Below are 16,560 nucleotides of genomic sequence, written 5' to 3' on the forward strand. Positions count from 1 at the left end.
ACCGGCTCGAGTACAACACCGTCCGCCCTCACGAGGCACTCGCCTGGAACCGGCCCCACGACGTGCACACCGGCCAGGCCGACCCGCTCGTCCCCAACTTTCCCGAACCCCAAAACCTGCCAGTTACTTGACGCGGGACACGGGCTGCGGCTGGGGGAAGGGTCGCTGTGGCCCAGCCAGACAGGGAAGGCGGGTGGTCGCCGTCCTTGACGTTCATCGAACCGGTCCTGGCCTTCAGTCTGGCCGGACGCACCGACGGGGCAGTGAGGGTCCGCGTCCATCTGTCGCTTGAGGCCTCGCCGCCGTCGCGGCCGGACACCGAGGGCGACCTGGCCCCGTATGAGGTGGAGATCGAGCTCACTGAGGCTGAGCTGCTGCGTGCAGCCGATGAATGGGACCGTGAGCTGCTGGCCTTCCCCGCCCGTTGACCGGCATCAGCCGGTGCGCCGGGGCTTGGTGCCCTTCTTGTGGTGAGCGGGTCTGGTGTACGCCTCGCCGGTGGCGAGGACCCGTCCCACGTCGTGACGGGTCGCCGAACGGCTGTTTCTCGAACCGAGCGGGCGCCCGGGGCCGGGCCGGGAGGGTTTCGGTGCTCGCGCTGGCGTTGGGCTCTGCACGTGGAGGTTCCTGAACCCCCGCCGCACCCGGGCCGGGGTCAGCTTGTTCGACTCGACCCGCTTCTCCCACGGCCGACGGAGGTCGGCGGCCAACGGGCGCGCGAGGCGGAGCTGCGTGTGGGCGACGATCACCAGCCATGTCCACCGGTCGGCCGCCTCCGAACTGCGAAGCCTCGGCTTCGTCCAGCCCAGCGTCTGCTTGAACAGGCGAAACGTGTGCTCGATGTCGAATCGCCGCAGGAACGACTGCCAGCAGCGATCGACATCAGCCGGGGTGGCTCCGGTGCCGGACCACCAGAGCCAGACCGGCTTGTTGACCCCGCCGCTGGGCAGCCTCTCGACGCTCAGCCGGATGACGGTGCCATCGATGACCGGCAGCTCGTCGGCGTGGTCGAGCCAGGCCCCGGGCCGGGTGAGCCTGGGGTGGAGCCGGTCCCAGGCCCGGGCGGTGACCTTGCCGTAGAGGCGGGTGTCGGTGACGGTCACCGCCTGCTCCTCGCCCCAGGTGTCGCTCTGGCCGAAGACGAACTCACCGCCGTGCTTGGGCGGCCGGCCCCCGGCCGGGTTGGCCAGGGCGAACTCCGCGCGGGTCGGTGCCGGGCGGCGCATCACCCGGTCCGATCGAAGCCGGCCCAGGATCCGCACCGGCAGACCGGCCAGCAGGTGGTGGATGCGCGGCGCGTCGTACCCGGCGTCCAGGACGACCAGGATCTCCGGGTCACCCTTGCGCCACTGACCGGCGGCAATCAACCCCTCTACTACGTAACGGAGTTGGACGGCAGTGACGGCGGCGACGTCCACGCCGGGCTCCAGTCGGGCCGTGTCCAGGATCGCGGTCCAGGAGGTGCGGCCGGTCTCCAGTGCGGCCACGACCGAGTAGGGCCAGCCCGGGATCATCCGGTGCTCGTCCTTGCCCCGGCCGTACGTGTGGCAGAACGAGCGGTCCGGCGCGGTCGCGGCGTCCGGCCGCAGCCAGGGCGAGACGTCCACCGCCAGAACCAGTCGGCCATCGGCCGCCCGGGGAAGCGGCAGGCCCGCCAGCGTTCGCCGCAGGCGGCCGACGTCCAGGCGGCCCTTGTTCAGCGCGCCGTACATGGCACCGTGCCCGCGTCGGTGTGCCGGCGAGAGCGACAGGTCCACCAGCGTCTTCACCGGGCCGTCCGTGCACAGCAGCGCGTCGGCCAGTTCGAACAACGCGTCGCCGCGTCCGTCCAGGCAGTCGTAGAAGTCCGCCCGAAAGCATGACAGTTCCGCGAACGCTCAAGAGAGGGTGAGGACGGGGTCGGGGGCCCTGGTCGTCACGTTCACCGTGCCGGCGGTCCAGGTTCCGGTAGTGCGCGGGTCGGGCGTCTCGTTCGGAAGCCCGAACAACACCATCAGCACCAAGGTCACACCCATCGCCGCCAACAGCCAGGCCAACGCCCGGGACGCCCGCAGCCCGTACCCGGACGCCAGCCAGTACACCCAGTCACCTGATTATCGTGGAGTGAGACGCGCCGGGTCGAACCGGATCAGCTGCCCGCCATTGTGGCCATTGCCTTGTGCAGCGAGCAGGGCCCGACCTGCAGCGGAGCCTGGAGCAATCTGTCTGGCTATTCGCATCAGGCAGCGGCCGACGGCCTGGGGTTCGACGGTACAACCGATCACCTGGCGTGTTCACGGGTGGGGCTGACCAGCGGTGTTCCGGCCTGTTGAAGGTCGCCTCCCACCCGCTGGGCAGCACCGATTGCGGGTCGCGCTACCCGAGCGAGGCGTGTGCGTAGGTGTCCCATTCGTACATGTGTCGGTCGCGGCCGAGGACGATGAGCTCGGCGGCGGTGATGCGTGCGGTCACCGGGTGGGAGGTGACGCCCGCCAGGGCGTCGGAGGCGGGCCGGGCGGGGCCGGCGGTGTTGGAGTAGGCGACGGAGACGTGGGGGCGGAAGCCGTCGGCGGGCTCGGGGGCGGTCGGCCACACGTCGGTGATGGCGGAGCGCAGGGCCAGGCGGACGGCGTGTACGGGTTCGGCCGGGCGGGCGGTGAGGAGCAGCGCCTCGGGGGTGGTGATCGCGGGGCCGAGTACCAGGTCGAAGGCGGGGAGCTTGGCGAGGCGTCGTATGGCGGCGTCGGCGATGGCGCGGGCGTCGGTCTCGCTCACCTCGTCGGTGAAGCCGAGGCCCTGCATGGTGAGGTGGAGCCACTGGTCGGGGACGAGGTCGAGGCCGGGAACGTCGGCCAGGGCTTGACGGTAGTCGGCGGCCAGGCGGTGGACGTCGGTGGAGGCGGCGAAGGTGATGTGCCAGGTGTAGAAGCGGCGGCCGGGCCGCCAGCCGGGCCGCCACCACCAGTGGTCGGCCATCGTCGCGGGTGCGGGGGTGTCAGTCATGGTCACCGATCCACGTGGTTGTCGGGGGGAGTGCTCGGACGGCTTCGCGGACGGCGGTCTCGACGGCGTCCTGGAGGTGCAGCCCGGCGGCGCTGTCGCCCATGGGGGAGGCGGCGGTATCGCGGGCCAGGTCGCGCAGGCGCCGGCGCACAGGGGCGGTGCGGTGTTCGGCGGGCAGGGAGAGGAGGGGGCCGACGGCGTCGAGGACGCCTTCGGGGTTGCGGGCGAGCAGGTGCGCGCCCGCGCGGGTGATGTGCAGCTGCGCCTCGGTGCCGTAGGCGCGTACGCGCTGTTGTTGGAGGGAGGCGAGTCCGCGGTCGGCGTGGACGAGGGCGTTGGACGCGGAACCGCCGCGCAGGTGGACGGCGCTGGCGTAGTTGGCATGCCGTCCTGTCGTGCAGGAGAACAGGCCACCGACCTGGTCGTGGAAGGGGTCGGCTTGGTCGTGGGCGGCGGCGTCCTCGGCCTGGCCGAGCGCGCCCAGGGCCTCGGTGCGGGCACCGACCTCGGCCCAGGCGTCGGCGAGCTGGCAGTGGAGGAGGACGGTGACGGTGCCGGGCGCCCGGTAGGAGGCACCGAGCTGGGCGTACTGGACGGCTTGGCGGAACTGGCCGTCCCAGAAAGCCAGCTTGCTGCGGGTCGAGGCGACCCAGGCATACAGGCCCGGGTCGTCCGCGCTGTCGGCGCACAGCAGCGCCCCGCGGGCGTGGGTCTCGGCCTGCGCGCGGTGCCCGAGGTCGCTGGTCATCCAGGACATCAGCGCCATCAGGTACCCGGCGACCGTGAACAGTTCTCGGCGCTGCTGCGGGCGCTGGTGGCCGTAGAGCAGGTCCCAGACGCCATTGAGCAGGCGCTTCGTCTGCCCGAAGACGTGCAGTGGGTCCTCTGCCATCAGGTAGGCGCGGGCGAGGTTCTGGGTATCGGCGCCCAGCTGCTCCAGGGCGATCGGGCCGCAGTTGGTGGCCTCCGCCCAGCGGGCCCAGTCCGCGGACTCCTGTGCGGCGGCCCGGACGAGGTCGGTGCCGGCGGGCGGGACGGCCTGCACGGGCGAGGGAGCGGGCACCGGGGCGGCGGCCACCACGACGACGGGCGCGGCCCCGCCCTGATGGTGCTGGAGCATCCTCAGATCGGAGTCTGCGAGGGCCCGGCGGTCCTCCAGGTCGAGCAGGCCCTCCAGGGTGGCGCCGTACAGCTCGGCCAGGACGGTGAGGACCGGCAGGGTCACCCTCCGGCCGGCGGAGTCCGGCCACTTCTCCCACTTCCCGACGAGGGACGCGTCGGCGGCCGGACCCGACGCGCCGGCGACCCTGTGGAACCGGTCCGCCGCTTCCTGGAGCGTCCAGCCGTGAGCTTGCCGCCATGCCTCGCGCGGGCGCAGGCCGAAGCGGGCGCGCATCTCGGCGGCGACCACCGACATCGGGGCGCCGACAGCCAGTAGCTCGGAGCGCAGGGCATCGCGGTCGGCCTTCGAGCCGGGCTTGGGACGCGGAGGCATATCGGGCTCCAAGGAGGGAGTGCGGAGCTGCCTGACCATCTCACGGTAGCGACCCGGCTACGCCGCACGGGTCACACTGCGCGAAATTCCTGTGACGTACCGTCCAGATCCGCGAGCGGCCTCACACATCGGGGCATGTCAGCGAGGTGACGGCCTGTCCGGAAAAGCCGGACGCCGCTGCCCGTGACGGCGGCGGGTGCGTGACGGGAGTGTAGAGGCATCCGAACGGACCACCCCCTGGGACGCCAGTGAACACCACCATCGCAGCCGCCGCCCGCCGCCTGCTGCCGTCGGCACGCGAGAGCGCCGGCACCAACCGCCCGGACGGGCTGCCTGTGCGCCTCAGCCGCCGGCGGACGACGAGGATGACGGCGGCTCGGGGGCGGTTCACCGCGCGGGCTCATCGTGACCGGACCGGTCGGAGCCCCGCCCGGACCGTGACCCGGGACGGGCTGACACAGGCGGTGGCGGACGATTTCGCGGCGGCGGTCGCCGCTTACTGCCGCAACGAGGCGCTGATCCACGCTCCCCGGGCCACTCAGTCCACCGTGATACCGGACCACAGGTCCGGATAGGCCCCCGGGTGGCCCGCCGGTGCTCATCACACGCGGGTCGCCCGGGCACCAAGAAGCCCGTCCGGCTTTTCGGGCGGGTGGCGGAAGAGCGGCGCGGACCCTCGCCCCCCGCGGGTGCGCGCCACTGCTCACCGCCGACGAACGCCCCGACGGGCCCCGCAGCCCGGACGGGCGTTCAGACCCCTGTCGGCGTCACCGGCCTGTGGAGCCGGGGGCGCCGACAGGGTGGTGCGCCGTCCCCGTGTCGGGCCGGGACGGCGCACCGGGCCCGCCCCGCCTTCCGGCGGGGCGGGCCCGGTGCGATCGATCGAACCGGGCGAGGAGATCACGGTGGGCGAGGGACTGGCCGAGCTGGCGGAGCTGGCACGCGGTGCGGTGGAGGGGATAGCGGATCCGCGTCTGCTGGCCGCCTCGATCGCCGGGGACCTCGCCCGGCACTGGGGTGCCACCGATCTGGTCGGCCCGGATCTTGACCGGGTGGCGCTGGAGTGCGAACTGGTGGCGCGTCGGCGTCGGCGCCGGCGTAGCGGGCCGGACCGGGCGGCGGAGCTGCTGGACGTGTGCGCGGCGCAGCTTCGTGAGGCCGAGGCGCTTCGGGACCTGGAGGGGCTGCGGCGGGTGGCGGCGCTCGTGGCGATGCTGCCGTACCTCACCGCCGAACCGCCCTCGCCGGCGTCCGGGCCGCCGCTGGCGGTCCGGGCCCACCGGGCCGCCTGAATCACGACCCGAGTGACCAACTCTTCTACAGACGTGAGGACTTCATGCACGCGATGACGTTGCGGCAGATCGCCGAGCTGACCGGCGGCACCTTACACGAGGGCGGGGTGCCGCTGGAGGGTCCCGTGTCCGTGCTGGTGCCGGACGACACGACGGCGGGGCCCGGCGCGTTCGTCGCCCCGCGAATCGACGGCGACGAGCCTGCCGCGCGGCGCCGCATGGGCGAGGGCCCGGCGGCCGTTGTGGCCCGCCGGCCGGTGTACGGCACGCCGACGGTGGTCGTCGCGGACATCGCGGCCGCCGCGGGCGCTCTCGCCGCGCACGTCGCGCGCACGACCGACTGGAGGATCGCGGTCACGGGCGGCGCGGACAGCCTGATCGCGGCGCAGATCCTCGGACAGCTTCTGCCGGACGACCTGACGGTGGTCGAGGACGAACACCCCGGCGGTCCGGCCGCGGTGACCCTCGCGCTGCTCGCCGCTGCCGACGCGGTCCGCCACGTGGTGGCCGACCTCGGCGCGGCCGGCGCCGACGCCTACGACCGCGCGATGGAGATCCTGCGCCCGCAGATTCTCACGGTGCTGCCCGGCGGCGGCCCGTTCCGCGAGGGCGCGGTCCTCCTGAGCCGGGAGGCGACCCTGGTCGTGCCCGCCGGCGCGAGCGACCTGCCGACCACCGGCCGACTGATCACCTACACGGTCGGCGAGGAGGTCCCCGCCCAGGTCCGCGCGGAGGACGTGCTGGTCCTGCCCGACGGCCGCACCCGGTTCACCCTCGCCTACGGGCCCCGCTCGCGGGTGGTGGACCTTCCCCTCCACGGCCCGGACCACCTGCTGCCCGCCCTGGCGGCCGCCGCCACCGCCCTCGCCGCCGGCCAACGCCTGCAGAGCGTCGTCGACCGCCTCAAGCGCCTGCGCCTTCCCAGCGGCTGCCTGCACACCGAGACCGCGGACCACGGCGCCCGACTGCTGTACGCGGACGGCTGCGGCACCGGCCCGCAGGCGACGACGGCCGCGTTGCGGGTCCTGCGCCGCCGGGCGACCCAGGAGAGAGCCCGCGCGGTGGCGCTGCTCGGCGAGCCGCCCACACCCTGGGCCGATCCCGCGACCGCCCGGGTCCGCGAGACGGTCACCGCCTACGCCGTCGAGGCCGCGGGAATCGGCGCCGCCGCGGCGGACACGAGCCCGCACCCCCACAACTTCCCGACCACCGACGACGCCCTGACCTGGCTACGCGACACCCTCACCACCGGCCCCCTCGCGCAACGGCCCGCCGTGGTCCTGCTCAAGGGCAGCGCCCAGCAGTACCTCACCACCGGATCGATCACGGCGCAGCTGCGCCCGAGGGAGGTCGAGGTGACGGCGTTCCTGTCGGATCTGGACGACCGTGTGGCGGAGCCGTCGCCGGTTCGGTTGCGGCCCCGGGTGACGGAGGTCGCCGCCGCGCAGGTGCTCGCCGCGGCGTGCCGCAAGGTCGGGTGGGGCGCGGCGTCGGCGGTGCGGGCGCCGGGGGCGAGTGCGGTGTGGCGGCTGGACGACGCGGTGATCGCCCAGGTCCACCTGGGCCGGATCAGCGACACGGCGATGGGACCGGTGAGTGGCGCGCAGTGGCTCGCGGGCCGCGGGATCCCGGTCGTCGAACCCGCGTACCCGCAGCCGGTCCCGGTGGCCGATTCCTGCGTCACCTTCTGGCACGACACCGGCCGGTGGGCGGCGCCGCCCGCGGCGTCCGGGGCCCTACTGGCCGCCGTGCACACCCTCGCGCCCGACGGGCTGTTCGATCATCAGCCGATCAGGCACCTGAAGAGCCGGCTGGGCCGCACCCGCCTGGTCGACGAGGACCGGGCGCTGCTGGTGGAGCACCTGTCCGAGCTGTCCGCCCGCTACGCCGAGCTGAGCTGGCCGACGCCGCCGACCACTGTCCTGGCAGTCAGCCAGGTTCCGAACCTGCGTCGTGACCGGCCGGGGGCGGTGCGGTTGGCGGTGGCGTCCTGGCCTCAGGCCGGGCGCCGGGAGTGGGACCTGACCGTGTTGTTGCGCGACGTCGCCACCGGCTGGCTTCATCCGGACGACTACGCCGTGGCGGTCGGGGACTACGAGCGGGCCACGGGTATCGGCGACGTCGCCCACTGGCCGGGGCACCGCCGGCTGATCGACGTGATCGATTTCGCCGAGGCGCTGAAGCGGGTGGAGCGGACCCGCGCGGAGGCCCGCCGCGCCGCCGAGCTGCACATGCTGTTGGACCTGGTGGCCCGCCAGCGTGCCGATTTCGGCCGGTCGCCCGCGCGCGACCTCGTGGAGAGTGTGCGGTGACGCGCCCCGATCCCGTCCCAGCGTCGGTGTTCGCCAGCACCACCCTCACGGACAGCGACGTGCACGGGTCGGTCGTGCAGGCCCGCGACATTCACCGCCTCACCATCTCCACCGCGGCCGGGCCCGTGCGGCCGGTGCCGTTCCAGCTCCCGCGACCGCGCCGTCTGACCGACCGCACCGGGGACCGGCAGCTGCTGGCCGGCTGGCTCGGTGAGCGGGAGCCGCTGCCGGTCCTGCTGACCGGCGAGGGCGGCATCGGCAAGACCGCGCTGGCGCTGGCAGCCCTCCACGGCGCCGCCCGGCCGCCCGGCGGCGTGCTGTACGCGGACCTCGGCGCACATTCCCTTCTCCCGCCGACGTTGGACGCGCTGGTGGGCCGGTTCCTGCGGGCGCTGGGGATCACCACCGTGCCGCCGGACCCGGCGGAGGCCTACGCGCTGCTGCTGTCGCTGGCCGACGACCGGCCGGTCGGTCTGCTGCTCGACAACGCGGCCGGCTGGGAGCAGGTGACGCCGCTGCTGGCCCTGGCGCCCGCGCCGATGGTCGTCACCGCCCGCACCCCGCCACCGGAGCTCCTCGCCGCCGACGTGCGCCACCACCGGCTCGGCCCGCTGCCGCCCGACGCCGCCCACCACCTGTTCACCACGACGTGCACCCGGCCCGTGCCCGCCCGCCTCCTCGACCCGCTGCTCGCCCGGTGCGCCGGCCGGCCGATGGCGATCGTCCTGGCCGCCGCCCGGCACGCCCTCGACCCCTCCACCACCCACCTGCCCGGCCCCCGGCCGGCCGCCGCCCTCCCGGAGACCACCGTGGACGACGCCCTCACCCACGCCCATGACGCCCTCGGCGCCTCCCACCCGGCCGCCGCCCGCCTCTACCGCGTCCTCGGCACCCTGCCGCTGCCCGGCATCCGGATCGACACCGCGATGGCGGCCGCGGCCGCCGCCCTCGACCCGGACACCTGCCGGCGCCTGCTCGCCACCCTCACCGACCGACGCCTGATCACCCCCGACAACCCCGACCCCGACCTGCCGGACGGCCGGTTCGTGTTCGCGGCCGCCGACGGCCGCCGCCACGCCGCCCGCCTCGCCACCCTCACCGACGGCCCCACCGCGGCCCACACCTTCCTCGCCCGCGCCCTGGACTGGCTGACCGCCCAGGCCCACGACGCCGCCCGCCAACTCGCCCCGCACCGCCGCGACCTGCCCCCCGAACTCCTCCACCTCCCCACCCACCTCCCCCTCATTGGCACCCCAGACCAGGCCCGCACCTTCTTCGCCACCCAGACGACGTCCTCCTCACCGCCCTCCACACCGCCCGCGACGCCCGCCTCGACGCCCACACCGCCTTCCTCGCCCACGCCTACTTCCCCCACCTGCTGCGCCGCCGCGACTACCAGGTCTGGGTCACCGCGCTGGACCTCGCGGTGACCGCCGCCTACCGCCTGGCCTCCCAGGCCCCGCGCGCCGGATCCGGCCGGGCCCTGCTGCGCGAACTCCTCGGCTCACGCGCCACCGCACTCCGCGCCCTCGGCCGGCACAACGGCGCGATCGCTGACTGCCGCATCGCCCACACGATGGCCATCGAGGACCGCGACCAGGTCGACGAGGCCAGGGCCCTGCACGACCTCGCCGCCTGCTACCGCGGCTGCGGGCGCCCGGACGACGCCCGCCCGCACCTCCAGAACGCCCACGCCATGCGCCTGGCACTGGGCCGCGCCCGGGACGCCGCCGTCACCCTCACCGCCCTCGCGGAAACCGTCGCCGACCTGGGGGAGCGCTCCACCGCCCTCGACTACCTACAGACCGCCCGCCGCGCCCTGCTCGCCGAAGGCGACCGGCTGAACGCCGCCCGCGCCCTGGCCCTGACCGGCCACCTCCTCACCGCAGGCGGCCACCCCGACGACGCCCGAGACGCGCTACGCCAGGCCCTCGCCGAGTTCGAGGCCGAGCACGCCGTGCTCTGGCAGGCCCGCGTCCTCAACTGGAACGCCGTGGCCGCCGAAGCGCAGCACCGCAACCACGAGGCCATCGACCTGCACCGCCGCGCCCTGGCCCTCTACGCGGGCAGCCCGCTGGACGCCGCCCGGGTGCGCGCCGACCTGGAGCGCCTCGGGGCCGCCACGTGAACCACCACTACCGCCCGTTCCCCGTCGTCGCGCCGCCCGCCGACACCCTGAAGCACGGCCGTCCGTGCCCGCGCTGCCACCGCCCCTTCACGCTGTCCACCCAGAGCCACCACGTCCTGTCCCTGATGGCCGACGGCCTGACCAACGACCAGATCGGCTTCCGTCTCGGCATCCGGGAACACCTCGCCGCCCAGTGGGTCCGCGCGGTGCGCCAGGCCCTGACCGCGGTCAGCCGCGCCCAGGCCGTCGACCACGCCTGCCGCCTGGGCCTGCTCCTGCCCCCACTGCGCCCGGCACTGTCGTCGCGGGTGGTCAACCCCGATCACCTGCAAGCGATGACGTACACCGTCCAGGGCCACACCCAGGAGTCGGCGGCCGCGCAACTCGGTATCGGCTCCCACCTCCTCGCCTACCTCCACGCCCAGCTCTACGAGCGGCTCGGGATCGGGCACGCCGTGAAGCCCGCCGGCAAGGGGGCACGCGCGGTGTTCCTGCTGCACGGGATGGGCCTGCTGGCCGCCCACCACCCGTGCCGCTGCGGCGTGGATGTCCGGGAATCCGGCGGAGTCCTCGGCCGCCCCTGCCCCTCCTGCGGGCGGCGTGTCGCGCTCAGCGGCCGGGAGCACGAGGTCCTCACCCTGATCGGCGACGGCCGCAGCAACACCGGCATCGGCGCCCACTACGGCACGTCCGAACACGGCGGGGCGACGGCCGTCGCCGCGGTCCGCCGGGCGCTCGGCGTCGCCGGCCGACACCAGGCCGTCGACCACGGCTGCCGCCTGGGCCTACTCACCCCACCCACCGACCTGACCCACCCCGACCCGCCGGTCACCGCGCACCAGGTGCGCCTGATCGAGGCGGCCATCGCCGGCCAGACGGCGCGGCAGACCGCCACCGCCCTCCGCATCAAGGTGACAGCGGTCCAGGGCGCCCGTCACCGCCTGCACATTCACCTCGGCAGCGCCGGCGTCGGCAACCCGACCGCCCGCACCATCTTCCTGTTCCACGGCCTGGGCCTGCTCCCCGGCCACCACCCGTGCCACTGCAGAACGGCCCCGAGCACCGGGGCGACGCCGTGACCGGCCCCGGCCGGGATCGGGAGGGCATCGGTTCGGCCTTCGGGCGTGCGTGCGGCAGCGGTGGGGGATCAGGCCGAGGCGAGGACCGTCCCCGCGCGGTGGAGGAAGTCGGCGACCTGTGTGTCGCCGCGCCAGGGGCGCAGCGCGGTGGTGACGTCGCGCAGGTAGCCGTGGGCGCGGGCGGAGCGGACCGGTCCGAGGATCGCCGCGGCGCGTTCGCCGGCGGCCAGTGCGGAGGGCAGGTCGTCGTGCTGAAGGTGGGCGACGGCCATGACCGTGCAGCGGATTCCGGTGGCGCGGGCGAAGTCGCTCTCCGACATGGGACCGGCCTGCTGTCCCCATCGCAGGGCCGCCTCCGGCCGGCCGAGGTCCTTGTGGATTTCGGCGGCGTCGGCGCTGATTCGCTGGTGGGTGAGGTAGGCGAGGTGGGCCGGGTCCCGGGTGCCCGGGCGGATGGAGTCCAGCAACCCCTCGCATTCGGCCAGTGTCCGGCCGGCGGCCCGGGAGTCCCCGGCGCGGCCGTGCGCGCGGGCCTCCGCCAGCTTGATGAAGGCCAGCACCCGGGGCGCGGCCGCGTGCCGGGCGCGGTCGTAGGCGCCCTGGGCCATGTCGATCGCCTCCTGCGGGTAGCCGCGCAGCATCGCCTGCAGACTCATCGTGGCCAGGGTGTAGGCCCCCGCCTCCTGGTCCCCGGCGGCGCGGGCCAGGCGAAGGGACTGCACGAAATCGCGCTGTGCGGCGCCGTGGTCGCCCATGTCGAAACTCGACCAGGCGGAGACACGGGCGAGCTCGGAAACGGCCGTGAGCAGCTCGCGCCCGAGCTGCTCGGTGAAGCTTCCCTGAAGCAGGGGAACGGCGCGCTCGCGCAGCAGCCGCGCCACGGCCGGCGCCCTCGTGTTCCCGCCGCCGAACTTGGAGTCCCAGCGTCGGGCCTCCTCGGAGGCCTTCCACAGCTGGTCCAGATCGGTACGTCCGACGCGGCGCCCCGCGGGATCGGGTGTGACGGGGGCGGCGTCGGCGGGCCGGCCGAGCCACCGGACGGTGGGCACCGCGTAGGCGCCGATCGCGAAGGAGCCGTGGAGGATGGCACGTCGGTTCAACATGGTGCTCCAGTGCTGGATGGCGCCGCGCAGGGCGGTATCGGGATCGCGGGGGAAATCCAACCCCACGTCAGGATCCCTCTCACGCACCGCGCCCATGCCGATCTCCGCCGGCGTGACCGGCCGCCCGAGACGTTCTCCCAGCGCAGCGGCCAGACACGCCGGCGTGGGATCGCGCGGCACCATCCCCTTGACCGTCCACCGGGATACGCCCGTATGGGTGTAGGCGGTCGTGACGCCGCGTTCGGCGGTCAGCTCGTTGACCCGTCTGGCGAGCCAGATGTGACTGGCGCCGGAGGCCTCGATGAGCGCGGCCAGAGCCGTGTTCGGGCCCCTGCCCCGGGTGGTCGCCACGACCGGATCCCCCCTCTTCGTCCGGGCCCGGACCCGCGCAACGCGGGCCGGTGAACCGAGCGTAGGACCACTGGCCCGCGCCCGGGCCCGGTCCGCAGCGATCCGTCGTTGTGTGCCCCCCGTGTGTGCCTCCCCTGGCGGCCCACGCGGGTGTTCTCTGGACCCATCACCTCCAACATGGCAAGTGGTCTTCAAGTGGCTTGCGAGCACACATATATGACGATTCGTCAGAATAGTTCGTGGAGCCGTAGGATGCGGCGTCATGAGCCAGAAAACCCTCCTCGTCACCGGGGGCGCCGGCTTCATCGGCGCGAACTTCGTCCGCTACACCCACGCGCACCGCCCCGAGTACCGCATCCGGGTCCTGGACGCGTTGACCTACGCCGGGAACAAGGAGAACCTCGCCGGCCTCGACGACGTCGACCTCGTCGTCGGCGACATCTGCGACCACGACCTCGTCGACCGCCTCATCGCCGACTCGGACGTCGTCGCCCACTTCGCCGCCGAGTCCCACGTCGACAACTCCCTGCACGACCCCGCCCCGTTCGTGCGCACCAACGTCCACGGCACCTTCACCCTGCTGGAAGCCGTCCGCCGACACGGCAAGCGCCTGCACCACATCTCCACCGACGAGGTCTTCGGCGACCTGCCCGTCGACAGCACCGACCTGTTCACCGAGGACAGCCCGCACAACCCCTCCAGCCCCTACTCCGCCACCAAGTCCGGCAGCGACATGCTGGTCCGCGCCTGGGCCCGCTCCTACGGAGTCCAGGCCACCATCTCCAACTGCGCCAACAACTACGGCCCCTACCAGCACCCCGAGAAGTTCATCCCCCGCCAGGTCACCAACCTCCTCACCGGCACCCGCCCCCGCCTGTACGGCGACGGCACCAACGTCCGCGAGTGGACCCACGTCGACGACCACAACGCCGCCGTTTACACGATCATCGACCACGGCACCCCGGGCGAGACCTACCTCATCGGCTCCGCCGACGAGCGCAGCAACCGCGAGATCGTCGAACTCATTCTCGAACTCCTCGGCCACGACACCGAGGCCTACGACCTCGTCCCCGACCGCCCCGGCCACGACCTTCGCTACGCCAACGACAGCGCCAAACTGCGCGCCCTCGGCTGGCAGCCGCACTACAGCGACTTCCGCCAGGGCCTGGCCGACACCATCGCCTGGTACCAGGCCAACCAGCCCTGGTGGCAGGCGCAGAAGACCACCACCGAGACCAAGTACACCGAGATCGGACGCTGACCCCGCGGCACGGGGCCGGCGCCCGGAAGGGACCAGCCCCGTGCACCGCACCCTGATCGTGGGAGCCGGCATCGCAGGCCTGCTCACCGCACTGCGCCTGGCCCACGCCGGCCACAACGTCACCGTCCTGGACGCCGAACGCATCGGCTCCGGCGCCACCTGCGCCAACCACGGCATGATCCACTCCGGCGCCCTGTACGCCCGGCAGTCCCCGCACATCGTCGACGCCTGCCGCCAAGCCGGCGACTTCTACACCCTCCTCGCCCCCGACGCCCAGGTCCCCGCCGCCGACGCCGTCTACGTCCTCGACCCGGCCGACGAGCACGCCTTCCGCACCGCCCTGGACGCCCATCACCTGCCCCACCACACCGTCAAGCCCACCGACGTCCGCCACCTGCGCCCCGGCGCGGTCGCCGGCCAACACCTGATCGCCACCACCGAACGCGCGATCTCCTCCCGCCGCCTCCTCACCGCCATCACCGCCCAGTGCCTGGCAGCCGGAGTGCGCTTCGTCCTCGGCACCGCCGCGCACGGCATCGTCCTCGACGGAGACCGGGCCGCCGCGATCCGCACCGGAACCGGCGAGCACCTGGAAGCCGACCACATCGTCCTCGCCGCCGGTCTCGGCACCACCCGCCTCCTGACCGCGCTGAACTCCAGGCACACCCCGGACCTGCGCTCACGCCTGGACATGATGATGCACCTGCCCGGCGGCCTCACCCAGGGCATCATCTTCACCAACCAGTCCGGCCCGGTGGTGATGCCCACCCACGGAGCCGTCCTCGCCTCCCTCTACGGCGGCATCCAGCCCCAGATCACCGGCTGCCGCCGCTTCCCGGTCACCCTGGAGCGCACCCAGCTGCTCATCCACCAGCTCGGACAGCTCCTGGAGCCCGGCACCGTCGACCTCCCGGCCGCCACCGCCTACACCGTCGGCAAGACCGACTACGTGGCCACCGACCAGGCCCTCGCCGGCCGATTCAACCCGGGCTGGCAGATCATCGACCACACCGACCGCGACCACATCACCGGCCTGCACACCATCTGCACCGGAAAGATGACCCTCGCCGGCCACGCCTCGGCCGCCTGCGTCGAACAGATCCTCGGACACCGCGTCGACCTGCTCATCCACCCGCGTCCCACCGTCGACGTCCCGGACGGCCTGGTCGCCGTCGAGCCCTGGGCCCCGGCCCTGGCCGCCTGAGCCCGAAGGAGAGCACCCCGTGATCCCCCCGTTCCGCAGCGAGTTCACCACCGCCCAGAAGGCCGCCTACCTCACCGCCGCGGCCGCCGTCCTCGACAGCGGCCAACTCACCCTCGGCCCCTACACACAGCAGCTGGAAGAGCGGTTCGCCGTTACCACCGGCACCCGGTACGTCACCGCCGTCTCCTCCGGCACCACCGCCCTGGAGATCGCCTTCCGCGCCCTCGACCTGACCGGCGCCGACGTCCTGGTCCCCGCGAACACCAACTACGCCACCGCCGAAGCCACCATCCGCGCCGGGGCCCGCCCCGTCCTCTACGACTGCGCCCTCACCGCCACCGCCGACGCCATCGACGCCGCCCGCACCCGCGCCACCCGGGCCGTCGTCCTCGTCCACATCGGCGGCCACATCACCCCCGAACTCGACAGCATCACGCGCTACTGCACCACCCACAACCTGCTCGTCGTCGAAGACGCCGCCCACGCCCACGGCTCCGCCACCTCCGACCGCCCCGCCGGCACCCTCGGTGCCGCCGCCGCGTTCTCCACCTTCGCCACCAAGGCCCTCACCACCGGCGAAGGCGGCCTGATCACCACCAACGACCACGCCACCGCCGCCCGCGCCCGCCACTACCGCGACCAGGGCAAAAACCCGGACGGCCTCAACACCGTCTTCGGCAGCGCCTGGCGCATGCCCGAACTCTCCGCCGCGCTCGGCATCGTCCAGCTCACCACCACCCCAACCCCCATGCAGCGCGGCCACAACCTCCTGCGCGCCTACGCCCAACGGATCCACCACCCCGACATCGCGGTCCCCTTCGAGCCGCGGCACCGCTACAGCGGCCACAAGGCGATCATTCAGCTACCCGACCACACCCAGCGCGAGAACCTGCGCGCACACCTGCAGTCCGCCGGCATCACCCCGGCCCGAGGCGTCTACGACCACCCCCTGCACCACCAACCCGCCCTCGGCCTCACCGGCAACTACCCCCTCGCCGACCACTTCGCCCAAACCCACCTCTGCCTCCCCCTGTGGCCCGGCCTCACCCCCGACCAGCAGCACCACATCATCGACACCGTCAACACCTGGAACCTGCCGAAGCACAGCTGAACCAGGGACCGCCACCGCCCCTCCCACAGGGACGAACAGCCCCCGCCAGAACCGGCGCCCTCGGAACTTGACCAACGCGACCAGGCCAAGGCCCGGTCGGAGTGTCCCGCGTCAAGTAACTGGCAGGTTTTGGGGTTCGGGAAAGTTGGGGACGAGCGGGTCGGCCTGGCCGGTGTGCACGTCGTGGGGCCGGTTCCAGGCGAGTGCCTCGTGAGGGCGGACGGTGTTGTACTCGAGCCGGT

The 16,560-nt window shown here is 73.5% G+C and carries 14 protein-coding genes; 9 read left to right on the forward strand and 5 right to left on the reverse strand.

The genetic code is table 11. From position 1 onward, the window contains the following. The first annotated feature begins 206 nt into the window (after window positions 1–206). Complete coding sequence (locus tag PUR61_RS01130; RefSeq protein ID WP_329874667.1) at window positions 207–428, forward strand: WapI family immunity protein; 222 nt, start codon at window positions 207–209, stop codon at window positions 426–428. Between the two features lie 6 nt (window positions 429–434). On the opposite strand, the gene PUR61_RS01135 is transcribed toward PUR61_RS01130, so the two are convergent. From PUR61_RS01135 to PUR61_RS01150, 4 genes are all read right to left on the reverse strand, one after another. Next, a complete protein-coding gene (locus PUR61_RS01135) occupies window positions 435–1,865 on the reverse strand; it encodes an NF041680 family putative transposase (protein ID WP_329874693.1) in 1,431 nt (476 codons plus the stop codon). Between the two features lie 12 nt (window positions 1,866–1,877). After that, the gene (locus PUR61_RS01140; RefSeq protein WP_329874669.1) at window positions 1,878–2,081 is read right to left on the reverse strand and encodes a hypothetical protein; all 204 of its coding nucleotides are present in this window, start codon (window positions 2,079–2,081) and stop codon (window positions 1,878–1,880) included. Between the two features lie 274 nt (window positions 2,082–2,355). Continuing rightward, a complete protein-coding gene (locus tag PUR61_RS01145; RefSeq protein WP_329874671.1) occupies window positions 2,356–2,982 on the reverse strand; it encodes a 2'-5' RNA ligase family protein in 627 nt (208 codons plus the stop codon). Next, a complete protein-coding gene (locus tag PUR61_RS01150) occupies window positions 2,975–4,477 on the reverse strand; it encodes an XRE family transcriptional regulator (protein ID WP_329874673.1) in 1,503 nt (500 codons plus the stop codon). Before PUR61_RS01150 ends, PUR61_RS01145 begins: the two co-directional genes overlap by 8 nt. A gap of 872 nt (window positions 4,478–5,349) precedes the next feature. Here PUR61_RS01150 and PUR61_RS01155 point away from each other — a divergent pair. The 5 genes from PUR61_RS01155 to PUR61_RS01175 are packed head-to-tail and all read left to right on the forward strand — an operon-like array spanning window position 5,350 to window position 11,288. Beyond that, window positions 5,350–5,769, forward strand: coding sequence for a hypothetical protein (locus tag PUR61_RS01155; protein WP_329874675.1), 420 nt, complete (start codon window positions 5,350–5,352; stop codon window positions 5,767–5,769). A gap of 53 nt (window positions 5,770–5,822) precedes the next feature. Then, window positions 5,823–8,081: a hypothetical protein gene (locus PUR61_RS01160; protein WP_329874677.1), complete on the forward strand. Its 2,259-nt coding sequence runs from the start codon at window positions 5,823–5,825 to the stop codon at window positions 8,079–8,081. After that, entirely contained in the window at window positions 8,078–9,511 is a 1,434-nt protein-coding gene (locus PUR61_RS01165; RefSeq protein WP_329874679.1) for a hypothetical protein, read from the forward strand. The genes PUR61_RS01160 and PUR61_RS01165 overlap by 4 nt, the downstream gene beginning before the upstream one ends. Then, window positions 9,508–10,209 carry a tetratricopeptide repeat protein gene (locus PUR61_RS01170; RefSeq protein ID WP_329874681.1) on the forward strand — a complete coding sequence of 234 codons (702 nt, stop codon included), beginning with the start codon at window positions 9,508–9,510 and terminating at the stop codon, window positions 10,207–10,209. Before PUR61_RS01165 ends, PUR61_RS01170 begins: the two co-directional genes overlap by 4 nt. Beyond that, complete coding sequence (locus PUR61_RS01175; protein ID WP_329874683.1) at window positions 10,206–11,288, forward strand: hypothetical protein; 1,083 nt, start codon at window positions 10,206–10,208, stop codon at window positions 11,286–11,288. The genes PUR61_RS01170 and PUR61_RS01175 overlap by 4 nt, the downstream gene beginning before the upstream one ends. Before the next feature lie 68 nt (window positions 11,289–11,356). Here PUR61_RS01175 and PUR61_RS01180 read toward each other — a convergent pair whose 3' ends face one another. After that, a complete protein-coding gene (locus PUR61_RS01180) occupies window positions 11,357–12,742 on the reverse strand; it encodes a sporulation protein (RefSeq protein WP_329874685.1) in 1,386 nt (461 codons plus the stop codon). A gap of 262 nt (window positions 12,743–13,004) precedes the next feature. On the opposite strand from PUR61_RS01180, the gene rfbB reads away from it, so the two are divergent. From rfbB to PUR61_RS01195, 3 genes are read left to right on the forward strand one after another with little or no spacing between them, the layout of a single operon-like run. Further along, window positions 13,005–14,003: a dTDP-glucose 4,6-dehydratase gene (gene rfbB, locus PUR61_RS01185; RefSeq protein WP_329874687.1), complete on the forward strand. Its 999-nt coding sequence runs from the start codon at window positions 13,005–13,007 to the stop codon at window positions 14,001–14,003. Between the two features lie 40 nt (window positions 14,004–14,043). Beyond that, a complete protein-coding gene (locus tag PUR61_RS01190; RefSeq protein ID WP_329874689.1) occupies window positions 14,044–15,207 on the forward strand; it encodes an NAD(P)/FAD-dependent oxidoreductase in 1,164 nt (387 codons plus the stop codon). 19 nt (window positions 15,208–15,226) lie between these two features. After that, window positions 15,227–16,318, forward strand: coding sequence for a DegT/DnrJ/EryC1/StrS family aminotransferase (locus PUR61_RS01195; RefSeq protein ID WP_329874691.1), 1,092 nt, complete (start codon window positions 15,227–15,229; stop codon window positions 16,316–16,318). Window positions 16,319–16,560: the final 242 nt, after the last annotated feature.

It is taken from the genome of Streptomyces sp. BE20, from assembly GCF_036322525.1.
In the GTDB taxonomy this organism is placed as follows: Bacteria; Actinomycetota; Actinomycetes; order Streptomycetales; family Streptomycetaceae; genus Kitasatospora.

Bases quoted from the DNA above. Each gene is read 5' to 3' on its own strand.
- PUR61_RS01160 (WP_329874677.1), top strand. From the start codon at position 5,823: ATGACGTTGCGGCAGATCGCCGAGCTGACCGGCGGCACCTTACACGAG.
- PUR61_RS01150 (WP_329874673.1), bottom strand. From the start codon at position 4,477: ATGCCTCCGCGTCCCAAGCCCGGCTCGAAGGCCGACCGCGATGCCCTG.
- rfbB (WP_329874687.1), top strand. From the start codon at position 13,005: ATGAGCCAGAAAACCCTCCTCGTCACCGGGGGCGCCGGCTTCATCGGC.
- PUR61_RS01145 (WP_329874671.1), bottom strand. From the start codon at position 2,982: ATGACTGACACCCCCGCACCCGCGACGATGGCCGACCACTGGTGGTGG.